The sequence below is a fragment of the Arenimonas alkanexedens genome, assembly GCF_054781355.1.
Window position 1 is genome coordinate 334952 of record NZ_BAAGUO010000003.1, and the last position, 16522, is coordinate 351473.

Annotated in this window: 14 protein-coding genes; 9 read left to right on the forward strand and 5 right to left on the reverse strand. The window is 67.8% G+C overall.

Translation table 11 applies throughout. From position 1 onward, the window contains the following. Positions 1–20: 20 nt before the first annotated feature. Entirely contained in the window at positions 21–2003 is a 1983-nt protein-coding gene (locus ACYVGY_RS09555) for a UvrD-helicase domain-containing protein (protein ID WP_460457258.1), read from the reverse strand. 126 nt (positions 2004–2129) lie between these two features. Here ACYVGY_RS09555 and arfB point away from each other — a divergent pair, with 126 nt between their 5' ends. The 3 genes from arfB to ACYVGY_RS09570 are packed head-to-tail and all read left to right on the forward strand — an operon-like array spanning position 2130 to position 4462. Beyond that, a complete protein-coding gene (gene arfB / locus ACYVGY_RS09560) occupies positions 2130–2555 on the forward strand; it encodes an alternative ribosome rescue aminoacyl-tRNA hydrolase ArfB (RefSeq protein ID WP_460457259.1) in 426 nt (141 codons plus the stop codon). After that, positions 2552–3139, forward strand: a complete 588-nt coding sequence (locus ACYVGY_RS09565) for a lysophospholipid acyltransferase family protein (RefSeq protein ID WP_460457260.1) — start codon at positions 2552–2554, stop codon at positions 3137–3139. Before arfB ends, ACYVGY_RS09565 begins: the two co-directional genes overlap by 4 nt. A gap of 48 nt (positions 3140–3187) precedes the next feature. Continuing rightward, entirely contained in the window at positions 3188–4462 is a 1275-nt protein-coding gene (locus tag ACYVGY_RS09570; protein WP_460457261.1) for a mechanosensitive ion channel family protein, read from the forward strand. Positions 4463–4496: 34 nt separating this feature from the next. Here the strand turns inward: ACYVGY_RS09570 and ACYVGY_RS09575 are convergent, their stop codons facing one another. Beyond that, positions 4497–5456 carry a LysR family transcriptional regulator gene (locus ACYVGY_RS09575; protein WP_460457262.1) on the reverse strand — a complete coding sequence of 320 codons (960 nt, stop codon included), beginning with the start codon at positions 5454–5456 and terminating at the stop codon, positions 4497–4499. Positions 5457–5575: 119 nt separating this feature from the next. Here ACYVGY_RS09575 and aceB point away from each other — a divergent pair, with 119 nt between their 5' ends. From aceB to ACYVGY_RS09595, 4 genes are all read left to right on the forward strand, one after another. Beyond that, positions 5576–7195: a malate synthase A gene (gene aceB, locus ACYVGY_RS09580; protein ID WP_460457263.1), complete on the forward strand. Its 1620-nt coding sequence runs from the start codon at positions 5576–5578 to the stop codon at positions 7193–7195. A gap of 125 nt (positions 7196–7320) precedes the next feature. Beyond that, positions 7321–8625, forward strand: coding sequence for an isocitrate lyase (gene aceA / locus ACYVGY_RS09585; RefSeq protein WP_460457264.1), 1305 nt, complete (start codon positions 7321–7323; stop codon positions 8623–8625). 121 nt (positions 8626–8746) lie between these two features. Beyond that, positions 8747–9766, forward strand: coding sequence for a GGDEF domain-containing protein (locus tag ACYVGY_RS09590; protein WP_460457265.1), 1020 nt, complete (start codon positions 8747–8749; stop codon positions 9764–9766). Positions 9767–9888: 122 nt separating this feature from the next. Then, positions 9889–12465: a putative peptide modification system cyclase gene (locus ACYVGY_RS09595; RefSeq protein ID WP_460457266.1), complete on the forward strand. Its 2577-nt coding sequence runs from the start codon at positions 9889–9891 to the stop codon at positions 12463–12465. Here ACYVGY_RS09595 and ACYVGY_RS09600 read toward each other — a convergent pair. Continuing rightward, positions 12462–12734 (reverse strand): NHLP-related RiPP peptide, encoded by a 273-nt coding sequence (locus ACYVGY_RS09600; protein WP_460457267.1) that lies wholly within the window; start codon positions 12732–12734, stop codon positions 12462–12464. The two genes, ACYVGY_RS09595 and ACYVGY_RS09600, sit on opposite strands and share 4 nt — an antisense overlap. A 139-nt stretch (positions 12735–12873) precedes the next feature. Here ACYVGY_RS09600 and ACYVGY_RS09605 point away from each other — a divergent pair, with 139 nt between their 5' ends. Continuing rightward, positions 12874–14061 carry a putative peptide maturation dehydrogenase gene (locus ACYVGY_RS09605; RefSeq protein ID WP_460457268.1) on the forward strand — a complete coding sequence of 396 codons (1188 nt, stop codon included), beginning with the start codon at positions 12874–12876 and terminating at the stop codon, positions 14059–14061. Between the two features lie 21 nt (positions 14062–14082). Here ACYVGY_RS09605 and ACYVGY_RS09610 read toward each other — a convergent pair whose 3' ends face one another. Together ACYVGY_RS09610 and ubiK are read right to left on the reverse strand one after the other, a co-directional pair. Next, positions 14083–15594 carry a YifB family Mg chelatase-like AAA ATPase gene (locus tag ACYVGY_RS09610; protein ID WP_460457269.1) on the reverse strand — a complete coding sequence of 504 codons (1512 nt, stop codon included), beginning with the start codon at positions 15592–15594 and terminating at the stop codon, positions 14083–14085. Between the two features lie 15 nt (positions 15595–15609). After that, positions 15610–15876 (reverse strand): ubiquinone biosynthesis accessory factor UbiK, encoded by a 267-nt coding sequence (gene ubiK / locus ACYVGY_RS09615; RefSeq protein WP_460457270.1) that lies wholly within the window; start codon positions 15874–15876, stop codon positions 15610–15612. A 294-nt stretch (positions 15877–16170) separates the two neighbouring features. On the opposite strand from ubiK, the gene ACYVGY_RS09620 reads away from it, so the two are divergent. After that, complete coding sequence (locus tag ACYVGY_RS09620; protein WP_460457271.1) at positions 16171–16509, forward strand: P-II family nitrogen regulator; 339 nt, start codon at positions 16171–16173, stop codon at positions 16507–16509. Positions 16510–16522 lie beyond the last annotated feature (13 nt).

Genomic DNA, 16522 nt, shown 5'->3' on the forward strand with positions numbered 1-16522 from the left:
CCCACATGACGAAGAGGGACTCAGTCGGGACCGAACAGGGCGGCGATGGCGTCCATGTGGGCGCGGCCGCGCTGTTTCTTCTCGGCGGTTTCGCGTTCGGGATCGGTGCCGTCGCGCAGCAGATCGCCTTGGGGCAGTTCGTCCAGGAAGCGGCTGGGCAGCAGGTGGTCAACGCTGCCCCAGCGCTTGATCTCGGCGCTGTGCGAGAGGTACAGGCGTTCCTTGGCGCGGGTGATGCCGACGTACATCAGGCGGCGCTCTTCCTCGAGCCGGTTCTCTTCAAGGCTGGCCTCGTGCGGCAGGTTGCCGTCCTCGCAGCCGATGACGAACACCGCGCGGAACTCCAGGCCCTTGGCCGCGTGCAGGCTCATCAGGCGCACCGCGTTGCCGGGCTCGCCGCGATCGGCATTCGACAGCAGGGCCAGCTGCGCGGCCAGTTCACCGGGACCGCCGCCGCGGGCGCCTTCGAACCAGGACGCCAATTCTTCGAGATTGGCCTTGCGGCGCAGGAAGCTGGCCTCGTCCTTGCACTGGCTGCGCACCATCGCCAGCAGCCCGCTTTTTTCGGCCAGCATCGGCACCAGTTCGGCCGGGGTCAGGGTCTCGGCGGCGTCGCGCAGGCGATCGACGATGCGGCTGAACTCGTCCAGGCCAGCGGCTGCGCGTGGGGTCAGCTGCTTCAGGAAACCGATCTGCCCGGCGGCGACCGACATCGGCAGTCCGGCCTGCTGCGCCATTGCCGCCAGCTTTTCCAGCGTGGTGGCGCCGACCTCGCGCTTGGGCGCGGCAATCGCGCGCAGGAAGGCGGCGTCGTTGTCGGGGTTGGCCAGCACCTGCAGCCAGCACAGCGCGTCCTTGACCTCGGCGCGGTCCAGGAACTTGGTGCCGCCGGTCAGGTGATAGGGAATGCGCAGCAGCTGCAGCGCTTTTTCCAGCGGCCGGGACTGGTGGTTGCCGCGGAACAGGATGGCGAACTCACCCCAGGGGATTTCCTTGGCCTGGTGCAGGTAGTGGATCTCGGAGGCGACGCGCTCGGCCTCGTGTTCGTTGTTGGTGCAGCCCCAGACCCGCACCGGCTCGCCGTCGCCGTGCTGGCTCCACAGCTGCTTGGGGTGGACGTGCGGATTCTTGGCGATCAGGGTGTTGGCGCAGCGCAAAATGCGGCCGGTGCAGCGATAGTTCTGCTCGAGCTTGATGATCTTCAGGTTCGGGTAGTCCTGGCCGAGCAGGTCAAGGTTCTCCGGCTGGGCGCCGCGCCAGGCGTAGATGCTCTGGTCGTCGTCGCCGACGCAGGTGATGTTGCCCTTGCTGCCGGCCAGCTGCCGCAGCAGGCGGTACTGGGCCCCGTTGGTGTCCTGGCATTCGTCCACCAGCAGGTAGCGGATGCGCTCGCGCCAGCCGGCAGCCAGGTCCGGATCGGCCTCCAACAGGGTCAGCGGCAGCCGGATCAGGTCGTCGAAATCCACCGCATTGAAGGCCTGCAGCCGCGCCTGGTAGCGCGCGTAGATGCCCGCCGCTTCGCGTTCGCGGGCCGAACGCGCGGCCTCGGCGGCCTGTTCGGGCGAGAGCGCATTGTTCTTTGCCGCGCTGATCAGGTTCTGCAGCGAATACAGGGCGTCGTTCTTCAGGCCCGGCGTGGCCAGGTCCTTGATGATCGACATCTGGTCGTCGCCGTCGAAGATCGAAAAGCCACGCCGCAGCCCGGCGCGTTCGCTTTCGATCTGCAGGAAGCGCAGGCCCAGCGAATGAAAAGTGGTGACCATCAGCCCTTCCGCAGCCTCGCCCTTGACCCGCTTGGCGACGCGATCGCGCATCTCGCGGGCGGCCTTGTTGGTGAAGGTGATGGCGGCGATGTGCCGCGCCTCGTGTCGCCCGGTGGCGATCAGGTGCGCGATCTTCTCGGTGATCACCCGCGTCTTGCCGCTACCCGCGCCGGCGAGCACGAGCAAGGGGCCGCCGACGTAGGCGACGGCTTCTTTCTGGGGGGGGTTGAGGCCATGCATGAGGGCGCCGATTGTACCGGCCCGGCCGCCGCCTGTAGGAGGGCCTTCAGGCCCGAAGCTTTTTGGCGAGAGGCTTCGGGCCTGAAGGCCCTCCTACACAGGGGCGGGAAGGTAGAATCTGGGCGCATGTTGACCATCAGCCCCAGCCTGGCCATCCCTGACGACGAACTGGTCGAGCGCTTCGTGCGCGCCAGTGGGCCGGGTGGTCAGAACGTGAACAAAGTCTCGACCGCGGTCGAGCTGCGCTTTGACATACTCAACTCGCCTTCGCTGCCCGAACCGGTGCGTGCCCGCCTGCTGGCCCGGCGCGACCGGCGTCTTACCGACCAGGGCGTGCTGGTGCTCAGCGCCCAGCGCTTCCGCACCCAGGATCGAAATCGCGAAGATGCGCGCGAGCGTCTGGCGGCCCTGATCGCCGCCGTGCTGGTGCCACCGAAAAAGCGCGTCGCCACCAAGCCGACCAAGGGCTCGAAGGAGCGCCGGCTGGGGGCCAAACGCGAGCGGTCCACGGTCAAGAAACATCGCAGCACCAGCGGCTGGGACCGCGAATGACCCGCGTCCCGGTGATGCCCCGCTCGGCACCGCGCAACGGCAGTGCCTTTGGTCGCTGGTTTGGTCGCAGTTTGCTGCGACTTGGCGGCTGGCGTATCGACGGCGACTGGCCTGACCTGCCGCGGCTGGTGGTGATCGTCGCGCCGCACTCCTCCGGCTGGGATGCCTACTGGGGCCTGGCGGCGAAGCTGGCGATGGGCGTGGATATCACCTTCATCGCCAAGGCTGAACTCTTTCGCGGCCCGCTGGGCTGGCTGCTGCGCAAGCTGGGCGGTCACCCGGTCGACCGCAGCGCGCCGGGTGGCATCGTCGAGCAGACCGCAGCAGAGATCCAAAGCGCTGAACGCATGTGGTTCGTGCTGGCACCGGAAGGCACCCGTCGGCGCGTCGAGCGCTGGAAGCCCGGCTTCTGGCGGATCGCGCGCACGGCCGGGGTGCCGGTGTTCTGTGCCGCGTTCGACTATCCCGGTCGGCGGATCGTGCTCGACCAATTGTTTCATCCGGGCGATGACTACGACGCCGACATGAGCCAGCTGCGTGCGCTCTATCACCCGTATATCGGCAAGAATCGCGATACACGCTGAGCCGGGCGCAGCTTGGGTTGCCGCAGCGCGCCCGCTAGACTCCCCGGCATGGAATGGCTTGAATCCCTGCACGACCTTATTTACTCGCGGCCCTGGCTGCTGACGCTGTCGAGCGTGGTGGCGCTGCTGCTGCTGGCCTGGCTGGCGGACCAGCTGACCCAGCGCCTGCTCGTTCGCGTGCTGGCGCGGCTGGTCAAGGCGTCGCCGGTGAAGTGGGACGATGCCCTGCTGGCGCGAGGCGTCATCCGGCGCCTGGCGCATGCCGTGCCCGCGGTGGTCATTTATCTCGGCGCGCCGCTGCTGCCCGGCGTTCCCGAAGCCCTGGTGGTGGTGCTGCGCAACGTCGCCGCGGCCTATGTAGTGCTAACTGCGGCGCAGGCGATCAGCGCGCTGCTTTCCAGCATCCAGGACATCTACGACGCCCAGGATCCCGTGCGCGCACGCAGCCGGCCGATCAAGGGCTACCTGCAGCTGGTGAAGATCGCGCTGTTCGTGCTGGCCAGCGTGCTGGTGGTGGCGGTGCTGGTGGACAAGTCGCCGCTCCTGCTGCTGTCGGGCTTTGGCGCGATGACCGCGGTGCTGCTGCTGGTGTTCAAGGACACCATCCTGTCGCTGGTGGCCAGCGTGCAGATCGGCAGCAACGACATGGTGCGGGTTGGCGACTGGATCGAGATGCCGCAGTTCGGCGCCGATGGCGACGTGGTGGACGTGGCCCTGCACACCGTGAAGGTGCAGAACTGGGACAAGACCATCACCACCATCCCGACCCACGCGATGATTTCCGGCAGCTTCAAGAACTGGCGCGGCATGAGCGAGTCTGGCGGCCGACGGATCAAGCGCGCGCTGTCGATTGACCAGGGCACGGTGCGCTACCTGGACGACGCCCAGCGCGAGGACCTGTCGCGTTTCGTGCTGCTGCAGCCGTATCTCGCACGCAAGTCCGCGGAGCTGGCCGATTGGAACGCCCGGCGCCAGGGCAAGGCGCCGGTGAACCTGCGCCGGCTCACCAACCTCGGCACCTTCCGTGCCTACGCACGCGCCTACCTGGAAGCGCACCCGGCCATCCGTGACGACATGACCCTGCTGGTTCGGCAGTTGGATCCGGGTTCGCAGGGACTGCCGATCGAAATCTACTGCTTCACCGCGACCACGGCCTGGGGCGAGTACGAGGATATCCAGTCGGATATCTTCGACCACCTGCTGGCGATCCTGCCCGAGTTCGGCCTGCGTGCCTTCCAGTCGCCCTCGGGCGCCGACTTTCGGGATGCCTTGGTAGGAGGGCCTTCAGGCCCGGAGCTTTCTCGCGAAGAGCTTCGGGCCTGAAGGCCCTCCTACAGGTCTCTCCCGCATCGGGCGCTCAGCGTTCGGAGTGGCCGGCTTCGAAGTAGTCGCGGCGCTCGAACAGGCCCGGCTTCACCAGGTCCATGAAGGCGCGTGCCTGGGGGCTGAGGTATTTGCCCTTGCGCATCACCACGCCATAGCTTCGCGGCGGGAAGTATTCGCTCAGGTTGCGCGCCACCAGCCGCTGCTCGTCGGCCTCGGTCAGGCAGATGCTGGTGACGATCGAGATGCCCAGGCCCATCGCCACATATTGTTTGATCACCTCCCAGCCGCCGACCTCCAGTGCCACCGTGTAGGGCACGCGCCGCTGTTGGAACACCAGGTCCACCAGGCGATAGGTCGTGAGTCGGCGCGGCGGCAGGATCAGACCGTAGGGCGAGAGGTCCTCGAGCTTGAGCTCAGGCTTGTCCGCCAGCGGATGACCGGGCGGGCAAATCAGCATCGGGTCGAAGGAATAGACCGGCGCATAGGCCAGGTCGGTCGGGACGTCGAGCATCGAGCCCACCGCCAGGTCCACCCCATCTGAGCGAAGCAGTCCCAGGCCGTCCTGGCCGGTGACGTTGTGCAGCACCAGCTGCACCTCCGGATGCTGGGCCCGGAAGGCCTGCACCAGCTTGGGCAGCAGGTAGAGGATGGTCGAGCTGCCGGCCGCGACATGGAGTTCACCGGCCTGCAGGCCTTTGATCTTGCTGCGGAATTCACCTTCCAGCCCGTCCATGCCCTCCACCAGCGGCCGGGCGATGTCGTAGAGCACCTGGCCCTCCCGGGTCAGGCTGAAGCGACGGCCGATACGTTCGAACAGGGCGGTGCCCAGCTCGCGCTCGATCGCCTGCAGCTGAAGGGTTACCGCCGGCTGGCTGAGGAAAAGGGCCTCGGCCGCGCGTGACACCGAGCCGAGCCGCGCAACCTGGCAGAACGCCCGCAGCGGCTTCAGGCGATCGCCTTTGTAGTAGAAGCGCGGGTTCTTTGCAGCCATAAGCCCTTGTTCAAGATGAAGTATAAGCAGGGCTAATAATAACTATCAAAACATATGTTTTGTCAAAGTAGACGCCGGGGCCTAGGTTCGATCCATCGAATCCCTCAGGAGCCACGGCCATGGCCGCAGACGCCGCCCGCACCCTTCCGCCGCTTTCGCTCATCGGCCCGCGCCTGGCCGGCCAGGAAGACCTGCTGACGCCGGCCGCCCAGGCCTTCCTGGTCGACCTGCACCGCGCGTTCGACGCCACCCGGCAGATCCGGTTGGCCGCGCGGACCGCGCGCCAGGCCCAGTTCGATGCCGGCGAACTGCCGGACTTCCGCCAGGACACCCGCGACCTGCGCGAAGGCGATTGGGTCGTGGCGCCGCTGCCGGCCGCCCTGCAGGACCGGCGCGTTGAAATCACCGGCCCGGTTGACCCGAAGATGGTGATCAATGCGCTCAACTCCGGCGCCAACTGCTACATGGCCGACTTCGAGGATTCGACCTGTCCGACCTGGGAGAACCTGCTGGTCGGCCAGCGCGCGCTGCGCAAGGCGGCCACCGGCGGGCTCGACTGGATGGCCCCGGACGGCAGCAAGCATTACGTGCTCGACCCGGCGTCCAGGACAGTCCTGATCGTCCGTCCACGCGGCTGGCATCTGGACGAGAAGCACGTCCTGGTGGACGGCGAGCGCATGAGCGCCAGTCTGTTCGACCTGGGTCTGTTCGCCTTCCACAACGCCGCTACCCTGCACGCGAAGGACCGTGGCCCCTACTTCTACCTGCCCAAGCTCGAGTGCATGGAGGAAGCCGTGCTGTGGGACGAGGTGCTGGCTTTCGCCGAGGCCCGCCTGGGTTTGCCCGAGGGCGCGATGAAAGTCACGGTATTGATCGAGACCCTGCCGGCCGTGTTCGAGATGCACGAGATCCTGCACGCCCTGCGCGGCCGCATTGCCGGCCTGAACTGCGGGCGCTGGGACTACATCTTCAGCTACCTCAAGACTTTCCGCCGGCACCGCGACCGCGTGCTGCCCGAGCGCAGCCAGGTCGGCATGACCCAGCCCTTCCTCAAGGCCTATTCCGAGCTGCTGATCCAGACCTGCCACCGCCGCGGCGCTCACGCGATGGGCGGCATGGCGGCGCAGATCCCGATCGCCGGCGACCCGATCGCCAACGACGAGGCCCTGGCTCGGGTCCGCGCCGACAAGCTGCGTGAAGCCAACGCTGGCCACGACGGCACCTGGGTCGCGCATCCGGCGTTGATCCCGGTGGCGCGCGCCGTGTTCGACGAAAAAATGCCGACGCCGCACCAGCAGCAGGTTCGCCGCGAGGATGTCGTCGTCACCCGTGACGACCTGATTCGTCCGAGCGTCGGCACCATCACCCGCCAGGGCTTCGACAACAACGTCGAGGTCTGCGTGCGCTATCTCGCCGCCTGGCTCGACGGCCAGGGCTGCGTGCCCATTCATTGGCTGATGGAGGACGCCGCCACCGCCGAGATCGGCCGCGCCCAGCTTTGGCAGTGGCTGCACATGGCCGACCACGACGGCGGCCACCTTCATCTGGATGACGGCTCGCCGGTGGACTTCTCGCTGTTCGACCGGGCGCTGTTGAGCCTGCCCTCGAAGCTGGCCGACCGCATGAAATTGCCCGGCGGCTCGAAGATCAGCGAGGCCATCGCGCTGCTCGACGAACTGACCCATGCCAACGAGCTGGTGCCCTTCCTGACGCTGCCGGCCTACGAGCGCCTGAGCTGACCTGCCGATCCGATTCCCACCCGGCAGGAGGGCCTTCAGGCCCGAAGCTCCTCGCTGAAAAGCTTCGGGCCTGAAGGCCCTCCTACAACGCACACTTTCCCCTACTACCTTCAAAGGAATACCCCATGACCACCACCCTCCCCACCGCCGAACAGCTCAAGACCGAATGGGCCACCGATCCGCGCTGGGCCGGCATCAAGCGCGGCTACGGTCCCGAGGAAGTGGTGCGCCTTCGCGGCACCGTTGCCATCGAGCATTCGCTGGCCCGCCTCGGCGCCACCAAGCTGTGGAAGTACCTGGGCGAGAAGCCGTTCGTGAATGCGCTCGGTGCGCTCACCGGCAACCAGGCCATGCAGCAGGTCAAGGCCGGCCTCAACGCCATTTATCTTTCAGGCTGGCAGGTCGCGGCCGACGCCAATGTGGCCGGCGAGATGTATCCCGACCAGTCGCTGTACCCGGCCAACTCGGTGCCGCTGGTGGTCAAGCGCATCAACAACACCCTGCTCCGCGCCGACCAGCTGCACCATGCCGAGGGCAACGACAGCATCGACTTCCTGCAGCCGATCGTCGCGGATGCTGAAGCCGGCTTCGGCGGTGTGCTCAATGCCTTCGAGCTGATGAAGGCCATGATCGAAGCGGGCGCCGCCGGCGTGCATTTCGAGGACCAGCTGGCCAGCGTCAAGAAGTGCGGCCACATGGGCGGCAAGGTGCTGGTGCCGACCCAGGAAGCGGTGCAGAAGCTGGTCGCCGCGCGCCTGGCGGCCGACGTGATGGGTGTGCCGACCCTGATCATTGCCCGCACCGACGCCGAGGCGGCCGACCTGCTCACCAGCGACATCGATCCGAATGACCTGCCGTTCTGCACCGGCGAGCGCACCGTCGAGGGCTTCTACAAGACCCGTCCGGGCGCCGACCAGGCCATCAGCCGCGGCCTGGCCTATGCGCCCTATGCCGACCTGGTCTGGTGCGAAACCGGCAAGCCGGATCTCGACTTCGCCCGCAAATTCGCCGAAGCCATCCACGCCAAGTACCCGGGCAAGATGCTGGCCTACAACTGCTCGCCGTCCTTCAACTGGAAGAAGAACCTCGACGACGCCACCATCGCCAAGTTCCAGAAGGAGCTGGCGGCCATGGGCTACAAGTTCCAGTTCATCACCCTGGCCGGTTTCCATTCGCTCAACTACTCGATGTTCAACCTGGCCTACGGCTACGCCCGCAACCAGATGAGCGCCTTCGTGGAGCTGCAGGAAGCCGAGTTCGCCGCTGCCGACAAGGGCTTCACGGCCGTGAAGCACCAGCGCGAGGTGGGCACGGGCTACTTCGACTCGGTGACCCAGGCCATCCAGGGCGGCAAGAGCTCGACCACGGCGCTGAAGGGTTCGACCGAGGAAGAGCAGTTCCACGGCGACGCCAAGGCGGCCGCGGCCTGATTTCCGGGGAAACGCCCCGGCGGTAGCTGCGGCTACGGCCGGGGCGGAACCGCGAAAAAAGGCCCTGTCGCCGGACCCATGGCTTGGATACACTCGGGCAGTCCCCTTTGTTGAGTCGCCCGTGATCTTTGTGGATATTCCCGGCAGCCAAACCGCCCCCGCCGCCTCCGGCGGGGCCGATGCCCGGCTTCCCTCGCAGCTGTCGCCCGAAGAATTCCGCGTCCTTGCCGGCGCCGGAGTCAGCCGCGCGGTGTTGCCCGGCGAAGAGCTGTTCCGGCGCGGCGAGTCGGCGCAGAGCATGTTCCTTATTGATACCGGCGAAATCCGCCTGGGTTTTGACGACGGTATCGCCGACAAGCTCTTGGGCCCCGGCCAGTACTTCGGCGAGCTGGCCGTGTTCATCGGCCGCCACCAGCGGTTCGCGCGCGCGGTGGCCGAAACCCCGGGCGTGCTCTATGAAGTCACCCAGCAAGCCTTCCAGGCCCTGATCGAGCGCGAGCCCGCCCACGTTGCCCGCTTCATGCAGCGCAGCTTCGCTTACCTGGTCGCCGGCGAGCACCAGCTTGTCCAGCACCTCAAGCGCCGCAACGAAGACCTGATGCAGACGCTGGACACCCTGCGGCAGACCCGCACCGAGCTCACCGTGGCCCAGCAGTTGGTGCGCACCGACGACCTGACCGGCCTGGCCAACCGCCGCGGCCTTTACCGCTATCTGGACGAGCTGGGCCACCAGACCCTGAGCGACCTGAAGCTGGCGCTGCTGCTGGTGGACATTGACCACTTCAAACAGATCAACGACCGCAGCGGCCACCTGGCCGGCGACGCTGCCCTGCGCGCCGTGGCCGAGGAGGTCCGCCGCACGGCCGGTCCGCTGGAGCTGCCCTGCCGCCTGGGTGGCGACGAGTTCGCCCTGGTGCTGCGCGTCAGCGACGACGGCGAGCTCGCCAACCGGGCGCTGGGCCTGATGAGCGCCATCCGCAGCCTGCGCCTGCCCAGCCTGCGCGACCACCGCCTGTCGATCAGCATCGGCGGGGCGTTCTGCGCCGACCCAGGTGGCTGGTCCACCTGGTACAGCCACGCCGACCAAGCCTTGTACGACGCCAAGCGCCAAGGCGGCGACCACTGGCGCCTCGCGCGCTGAACCGGCTGGCCGCGCGCGAGCGATCGTTGCGTTAAGCCCAGCAACAGACCTGGCCTCTGAACTTGATGAGTGTTTCCGAGCCCTCCGCCGCTAGCAGCGCCTACGTTTCCTCGGTAACGCCGATGCTGCGCACCGTCCTGCTGTGCGACATCGTGGACTCGACGGCGCTGATTGAGCGCTTGGGCGACGTGCGTGCGGTGGCGCTGCTGCGGCATCACGACCAGCTGATGCGCCAGAACATCCTGCTTTGCCATGGCCAGCTGATTGACAAGGCCGACGGCGTGCTGGCCCTGTTCGAGCGCCCGATCCAGGCCTTGGACTTCGCCCTGCGCTACCAGCGCGGCCTGCGCGAAGTTGGTGCGATGGAGGGCCTGGACCTCAAGGCACGCATCGGCATCCATGTCGGCGACGTGATGACCTGGGCCAACGAACCCCGGGATGTCATGGCCGGCGCCAAGGCGGTCGAAGTCGAGGGTTTGGCCAAGCCGGTTGCCGCACGCCTGATGAACCTCGCGCGGCCGGGTCAGATCCTGATGTCGGGCATGGCCCAGAATCTTTGCCAGCGTGCCGTGGGCGAGCTGGGCGAAGCCGGCGCCAAATTGCGCTGGTTGATGCACGGTCGCTACAGCTTCAAGGGCGTGCCGGCGCCGATGCTGGTGCACGAAGTGGGCGAGCCCGGCCTGTCGCCGCTGCGCGCGCCGGAGTCGGGCGCCAAGGCCTGGCGTGAACTGCCGCTGTGGCGGCGCCCCCCGGTGTTGGCGCTCGAAGTCCTGCTGGTTGGCGTGCTGAGCGTGGCCCTGTTCTGGTCGGCGGTGCGCAGCCCGCCCGCCATCGCGTTCGCGGAGCGCGACTGGGTGGTGGTGGCGGAGCTCCAGAATCGCACCAGTGAAAGCCTGTTCGATCAGTCGCTAGACACCGCGCTGCGAATCGGACTGGAGCAGTCACGACACGTCAACCTGCTTTCCGAGCTGCAGATCGAGCGCGCACTGGAGCGGATGCAACGCCAGGGCCAGCCGATCGATCGCCAGTTGGGCGCCGAACTGGCGCTGCGCGAGGGTGCGAAGGCGGTGATCCTGCCGACCGTTGCTGAAGTGGGCGGCGTGGTGCGGGTCAGCCTGGAGGTGATCGACCCCAACAGCGGTGTCACCGTGCACAGCGAGAACGCCGACAGCCGTGATATCGCGGGCGTCCTGAACGCGCTCGACCTGGCGATCGCCGGCGTTCGCACCGAGCTGGGCGAGGGGATAAAGAGCGTGACAGAAGACAATCGCCCGCTCGAGCGCGTGACAACCGGCGACATCGAGGCACTGCGTGCCTTCTCGATGGGGATGCGCGCACGCAGCCAGGGTCGCGCCGCTGATGCTTTCTCACTATTCGAAGAGGCGGTACGGCGGGATCCGGCATTCGCGATGGCGTGGCTTCGCATGGCGGCCATCAAGCTGGGCAGCGACCTGGACGAAGCCAAGCGCTATTTCGACATCGCCGCCTCCCACCGCGATCGCCTCTCCGATCGCGAGGCCCTGCTGATGGATGCCAGCCTGGGTCTGTTCGGCCGCCCGGACCAGATGCTCCAGAAGTGGAAGCTGCTGGGCGCGATGTATCCGGACGAGTACCGGGCCTTCTACAACTACAGCTATTTCTCGCACTTCGCGATGCAGAACTACCGCGATGCCGCCCAGTCCATCGAACCGGCGCTGGTGTCGAACAACGAGGCGCGCCCGGCGGCGTATTACATGAAAGGCGTCAGCCTGCTGGCCGATGAGCGCGTCGACGAGGCGCTGGCTGCGTTCAAGCAAAGCGAGGCGCTGAGCCCCGGTGGCTACCGGCGAGACCATGCCCATGCTCATGCCGTGCGTCGCGACTACGCCCAGGCGCAGCGGGTGCTGGCGACCCAACAGCCGTCTGGCTTCGTGGGCGCCTTGCTCAACGAGCGGCTCGGCGAAGTGAGCCATGCCTTGGATCGCGGCCGTTGGGACGAAGCCCTACGCAGCCTGCAGGCACTCGAGGAGCCACTGAAGTCGGCGAATATATCGACCCGGCAAACCCGGACGCTGATGCAACTTTCGCTGCGCAGCTATGCGCCCGACGAGCGCTTCCAGGCTGATCTCAAGGCCTACCTGGCCGACCAGGTCACGCAGCTGGCCGAAGCCCATGCCTTGAATCGACCGCGGCTGGAGTTCCATCTCTTGGCCGGGGGTTGGTTGGCCGCCAATGCCGGCGACCTGGCCGGCGCGCGTCTCGCCTTGGACCGCGTCGGGGACTCGGCGGAAGCCGGCGGTTTCCCGTTCGTGGCCGACATGGCGACGCTGGTTCGCGCCGAGATTGATCTGCAAGAGGGCCGGCCGGAGGCGGCCGTTGCACGGCTGGCGCCGCGGGCGGGCGCAGGCAACGAGCTGTACTTCCTGCACGCCGTCCTGATGCGGGCCCAGGCCGCCGCCGGAGATCCGACGGCGGCGCTGGCGCAGGCCCAGTGGCTGGCCAAACACCGCGGCCGCGCTTTCGCCGAGCCCAACGCCGAGTACAGCTGGCAGTTGGTCAACGTGGTCGAGAGCAATCTTGCGCCGCTGGCGGCGGCGGCCTATGCGGGCGAGTTGGGCCGTGCGGAAGAAGCCAAGTCCGAACGCGGCCATTTCGAGGCCGCCTGGCCGTCCGGCGAGCAGTTGCCCGCCGTCCAGCGTCGGTTGGCTTCGCTGGATTAGCGCTTGGGCATGTCCAGGTGGATCGGCTGGAACGGGTAGGCGGCACTGACCAGCGATTCCCGGACCTTGTCGCGCGAGGCCGACAGCGACTTCTTGTCCGCCAGCTCGGCGATCGGCGCCTCCGGCAGCGTGTCCACGGCGGGATCGCCGGTGCCCAGGGAGCGCGTCGCTTCGCGCGGGTTCTTCTGGAACCTGGCGCGGAAGTCGTCGTCGCTGGACAGCTTGTCGAGCAGCACGTCGACGGTTTTCTCGGAAAGTTTGTTGGCCACGGAGTTCCCCTGTTGTTGGCACCCACTGGTGCCGCTGGAGTCTAGCGCGGCAGGTGGACGACGTCAGTCCCGGCCATAGCGCTTGATGGACCCGAGGCCGGGCTGCCAGAGTCGAGGCCCGTCGTCCGGAGATGTGCCCATGCGCTTGCGTCGCTGCGCCCAACTGTTCCTGCAGCTTGAGCAAGAACCCCGCTTCGATATCAACCTGCTGCTGTCCGGAGGCAGTGGCCTGGATGGCTCGCCGCGCTGGCTCGCGTATGCGCCGCATCTGCCGGCACCGGTGGCGCTGTCCTTGGCGGCGGCTGCGGTATTGGCGGCGATTCCACTGGCGCCCGGACAAGCGCTGGCGGACATCACCACGCGCCACGACGCGACGCTGGTGGCTGAGCTGCGGCAGGCGAACCTGCTGCTGGGCGATGACAGTGCACCGGACCTGCTGGCGCGAGACGCCGCCGCCAGCGAGCTGGCCTGGTGGCCGCCGGCGCTGCTGGCGCAGACCGCGGGCGCGTGGGACGGGGTGGACATCGAAGCCCACCACGCCGCCGGGCAAATGCCGACCAGCGCCCGGCTGGTGGACGAGCACGGTCCGGCACCCGCCCATGATTTTCAGTGCCGGCCCGGGCAGGCTGCGGTCGCCCTGGCCTCGCCACAGCGCACGGCCTTGGACAGTCTGCTGGCGCAGCGGCGCACCTGTCGCAACTTTGATTCCGAGCGCGCGCTGTCGGCCAGCGAGCTCTCGACCATGCTGTACCGGGTATGGGGCGCCACCGGCAGCCGGCAGCTGGCGCCGGGCGCAGTGGCCCTGCGCAAGAGTTCGCCGGCGGGCGGCGGCCTGCACGTGGTGGAGTGTTATCTGCTGGTGCAGCGGGCAGAAGGCTTGGCGCCTGGCCTGTATCACTACCTGGCCACCGAGCACGCGCTCGAGCCGCTGCTGCCCTTGGCACCAGCGGAGGCGGTGGCGATGGCGCAATCCTTCGTCGGCGGCCAGCACTGGTTCCGCGACGCGCCGGTGCTGGCGATCATGACCGCAAGGTTCGATCGTCTGTTCTGGAAATACCGCGGTCATGCCAAGGCATGGCGGGTGGCTCATCTCGATACCGGGCACTTGTCCCAGACCATGTACCTCGCGGCGGCCGACCTGGGTCTGGGCGCGTTCGTGACTGCGGCGATCAACGATGTGGATATCGCCCGTGCCCTGGACCTGCCGCCGCTGCGTGAGGCGGCGCTGGCGGTGGTCGGTTTCGGGCCTTGTGCGGCGACGCGGGTCAATGGCGAGCTCGATGAGCTGGTGCCGACCGCGGCATCGCGGCGGGCCACGCAGGACTAGGTTCGCGCGCCGCCCGCTGCTTCAGCGACTGGGGCTGCGATCAAGCAGCCGGTAGCCCAGGGCCTCGGTCAGATGCGGATGGTCGATGGCCTGGCTGGCGTCCAGGTCGGCGATGGTGCGTGCCAGGCGCAGGATTCGGTGCATGGCGCGCGCAGAAAGCTGCAGGGAGGCCATGGCCGACTCCAGCAGCCGTTGTTCGCGCGGCGCCAGCCGGCAGTGGCGTTCGGTGTCGGATTGCGACAAGACGGCGTTCGCAACGCCGCTGCGGGAGACCTGAATCGTCCGCGCAGCCGTGACCCGTTCGCGTACCGTCGCGCTGCACTCGCCGCGCGGCGCGTCGGGGCGCAGCGCTTCGGGGGGAACCCGCGGCAGCGCCAACTGCAGGTCAATGCGATCCAAAAGCGGACCGGACAGCTTGGCGCGATAGCGCAGCACCGATTCCGCCGGGCAGACGCAGCGACCCGAGGGGTCACCCGCCCAACCGCAGGGGCAGGGGTTCATCGCGGCGACCAGTTGGAAGCGGGCAGGGAAGTCGGACTGACAGGCCGCGCGCGAGACGGTGACGACGCCCGACTCCATCGGTTGGCGCAGGACTTCGAGCGTGTGCCGGCTCCATTCGGCCAGCTCGTCCAGGAACAACACGCCGTTGTGCGCCAGGGAGATTTCGCCGGGCCGCGGATTGCCGCCGCCGCCGGCGATGGCCACCGCGCTGGCCAGGTGATGCGGTGCGCGGAACGGGCGCCGGCGCCAGTGGGCGAGATCAACGCCGCGACCGCTGACTGACTGCACGGACGCCGTTTCCAGCGCTTCGGCCTCACTGGCTTCGGGCAGCAGCCCGGGCAGTCGCGAGGCCAGCAGCGTCTTGCCGCAGCCCGGCGGGCCAATCAACAGCAGGTGGTGGGCGCCCGCGGCGGCGATCTCGAGTGCGCGGCGGCCACTGGCCTGGCCGCGCACATCGGCGAGGTCGGGGTAGACGGTCTCTGCCTGGCTGGGGCCGCTGCGCTGGGCCGGCGGCAGCGTGCCTTCGCCGCGCAGGAAGGCCAGTACTTCGAGCAGGGTTCGCGCGGTCCGGGCCTGGCTGCCCGTGGCCAGCGCCGCCTCCGGGCCGTTGGCGGCCGGCACGATCAGGGAATGACCGGCCCCGGCAGCGGCCAGGGCGGCCGGCAGCACGCCGTCCACGGCCTTGAGTTCTCCGGTAAGCGCCAGCTCACCGATCAGCTCGCAGTCGGACAGCGCCAGCACCGGCAGCTGGCCGCTGGCCGCAAGGATGGCCAGCGCGATCGCAAGGTCGTACCTACCCCCTTCCTTGGGTAAGTCAGCCGGCGCCAGGTTGACGGTGATGCGTCGCTGGGGGAAGTCGAGCTGGGAGTTGGCGATCGCCGCGCGGACCCGCTCCCGGCTTTCACGCACCGCAGTGGCCGGCAGCCCGACCAGGTTGAACTGGGGCAGCCCGCCGCCGAGATGCACTTCGACCCGAACAGCGGGCGCGTGCACCCCAACCCGGGCGCGGCTGTGGGCCAGCGCCAGGTTCATGCTGAAGCGGGGTCGTCAGTTCTGGCTGGCGCCGGGCTCGGCGAGCTTGGCCTCGAGCACGGTGAGCGCCCGCTCCATCGCGTCGAGCTTCTCGCGGGTACGCAGCAGCACCGCGCGCTGGACTTCGAACTCTTCCCGCGTGACCAGGTCGAGCTTGCCCAGGCCTGCCTGCAGCGTGGACTTGAAGTTCTGTTCCAGGTCGGTGCGCGCGTCCTTGAGGCCGGGCGGCACCAGGTCACTGAGCTTGCGGGCGAGGTCGTCGAGGTTCTTGAGGTCGATCATGTCGGGTCTCCGTGGGATGTTCGCAGCATGCGCAATGCGCGGCGCAGGCGACATCGGAAAAGTGCCGGGGCGTGGGTCAGCCATCGCCGCGCGGCAGAGGCAGTGATATTCAGCCCCGGGGAGAACACTAGACCACGGCCGGCAGCGGGCAATCAACATGGCCGCCCCGGCGCCAGTTCCGACCGCGTCGTCAGACCCCATCCACACCGACACGGCCACGCTTGTCATACTCCAGTCTGTCAACGGAACGTTGGCGCCGCGGCTACAACCTTCGAGGACTAGGGAGCTCACCCAATGAAAATGGTCATGGCCATCATCAAGCCATTCAAACTCGACGACGTCCGTGAGTCGCTCAGCGAAGTCGGCGTCACCGGGGTCACGGTGACCGAGGTCAAGGGCTTCGGTCGCCAGAAGGGCCACACCGAGCTCTATCGCGGCGCCGAATACGTGGTCGACTTCCTGCCCAAGATCAAGCTCGAGGTCGCGGTTACCGACGACCAGGTCGAGCGCGTGGTGGAAGCGATCCAGGCGGCGGCCAACACCGGCAAGATCGGCGACGGCAAGATCTTCGTCTACAGCCTCGAGCGCGTGATGCGTATCCGTACCGGCGAGCTCGACGGGGACGCGCTCTGAGGCAAGGCGCCAC

Excerpts from the sequence above, each read along its gene's own strand:
- ACYVGY_RS09610 (WP_460457269.1), bottom strand. The coding sequence starts at position 15,594 with ATGAACCTGGCGCTGGCCCACAGCCGCGCCCGGGTTGGGGTGCACGCG.
- ACYVGY_RS09575 (WP_460457262.1), bottom strand. The coding sequence starts at position 5,456 with ATGGCTGCAAAGAACCCGCGCTTCTACTACAAAGGCGATCGCCTGAAG.
- ACYVGY_RS09595 (WP_460457266.1), top strand. The coding sequence starts at position 9,889 with ATGCTGCGCACCGTCCTGCTGTGCGACATCGTGGACTCGACGGCGCTG.
- aceB (WP_460457263.1), top strand. The coding sequence starts at position 5,576 with ATGGCCGCAGACGCCGCCCGCACCCTTCCGCCGCTTTCGCTCATCGGC.
- ubiK (WP_460457270.1), bottom strand. The coding sequence starts at position 15,876 with ATGATCGACCTCAAGAACCTCGACGACCTCGCCCGCAAGCTCAGTGAC.
- ACYVGY_RS09570 (WP_460457261.1), top strand. The coding sequence starts at position 3,188 with ATGGAATGGCTTGAATCCCTGCACGACCTTATTTACTCGCGGCCCTGG.
- ACYVGY_RS09565 (WP_460457260.1), top strand. The coding sequence starts at position 2,552 with ATGACCCGCGTCCCGGTGATGCCCCGCTCGGCACCGCGCAACGGCAGT.
- ACYVGY_RS09620 (WP_460457271.1), top strand. The coding sequence starts at position 16,171 with ATGAAAATGGTCATGGCCATCATCAAGCCATTCAAACTCGACGACGTC.
- arfB (WP_460457259.1), top strand. The coding sequence starts at position 2,130 with ATGTTGACCATCAGCCCCAGCCTGGCCATCCCTGACGACGAACTGGTC.
- ACYVGY_RS09605 (WP_460457268.1), top strand. The coding sequence starts at position 12,874 with ATGCGCTTGCGTCGCTGCGCCCAACTGTTCCTGCAGCTTGAGCAAGAA.
- ACYVGY_RS09555 (WP_460457258.1), bottom strand. The coding sequence starts at position 2,003 with ATGCATGGCCTCAACCCCCCCCAGAAAGAAGCCGTCGCCTACGTCGGC.
- aceA (WP_460457264.1), top strand. The coding sequence starts at position 7,321 with ATGACCACCACCCTCCCCACCGCCGAACAGCTCAAGACCGAATGGGCC.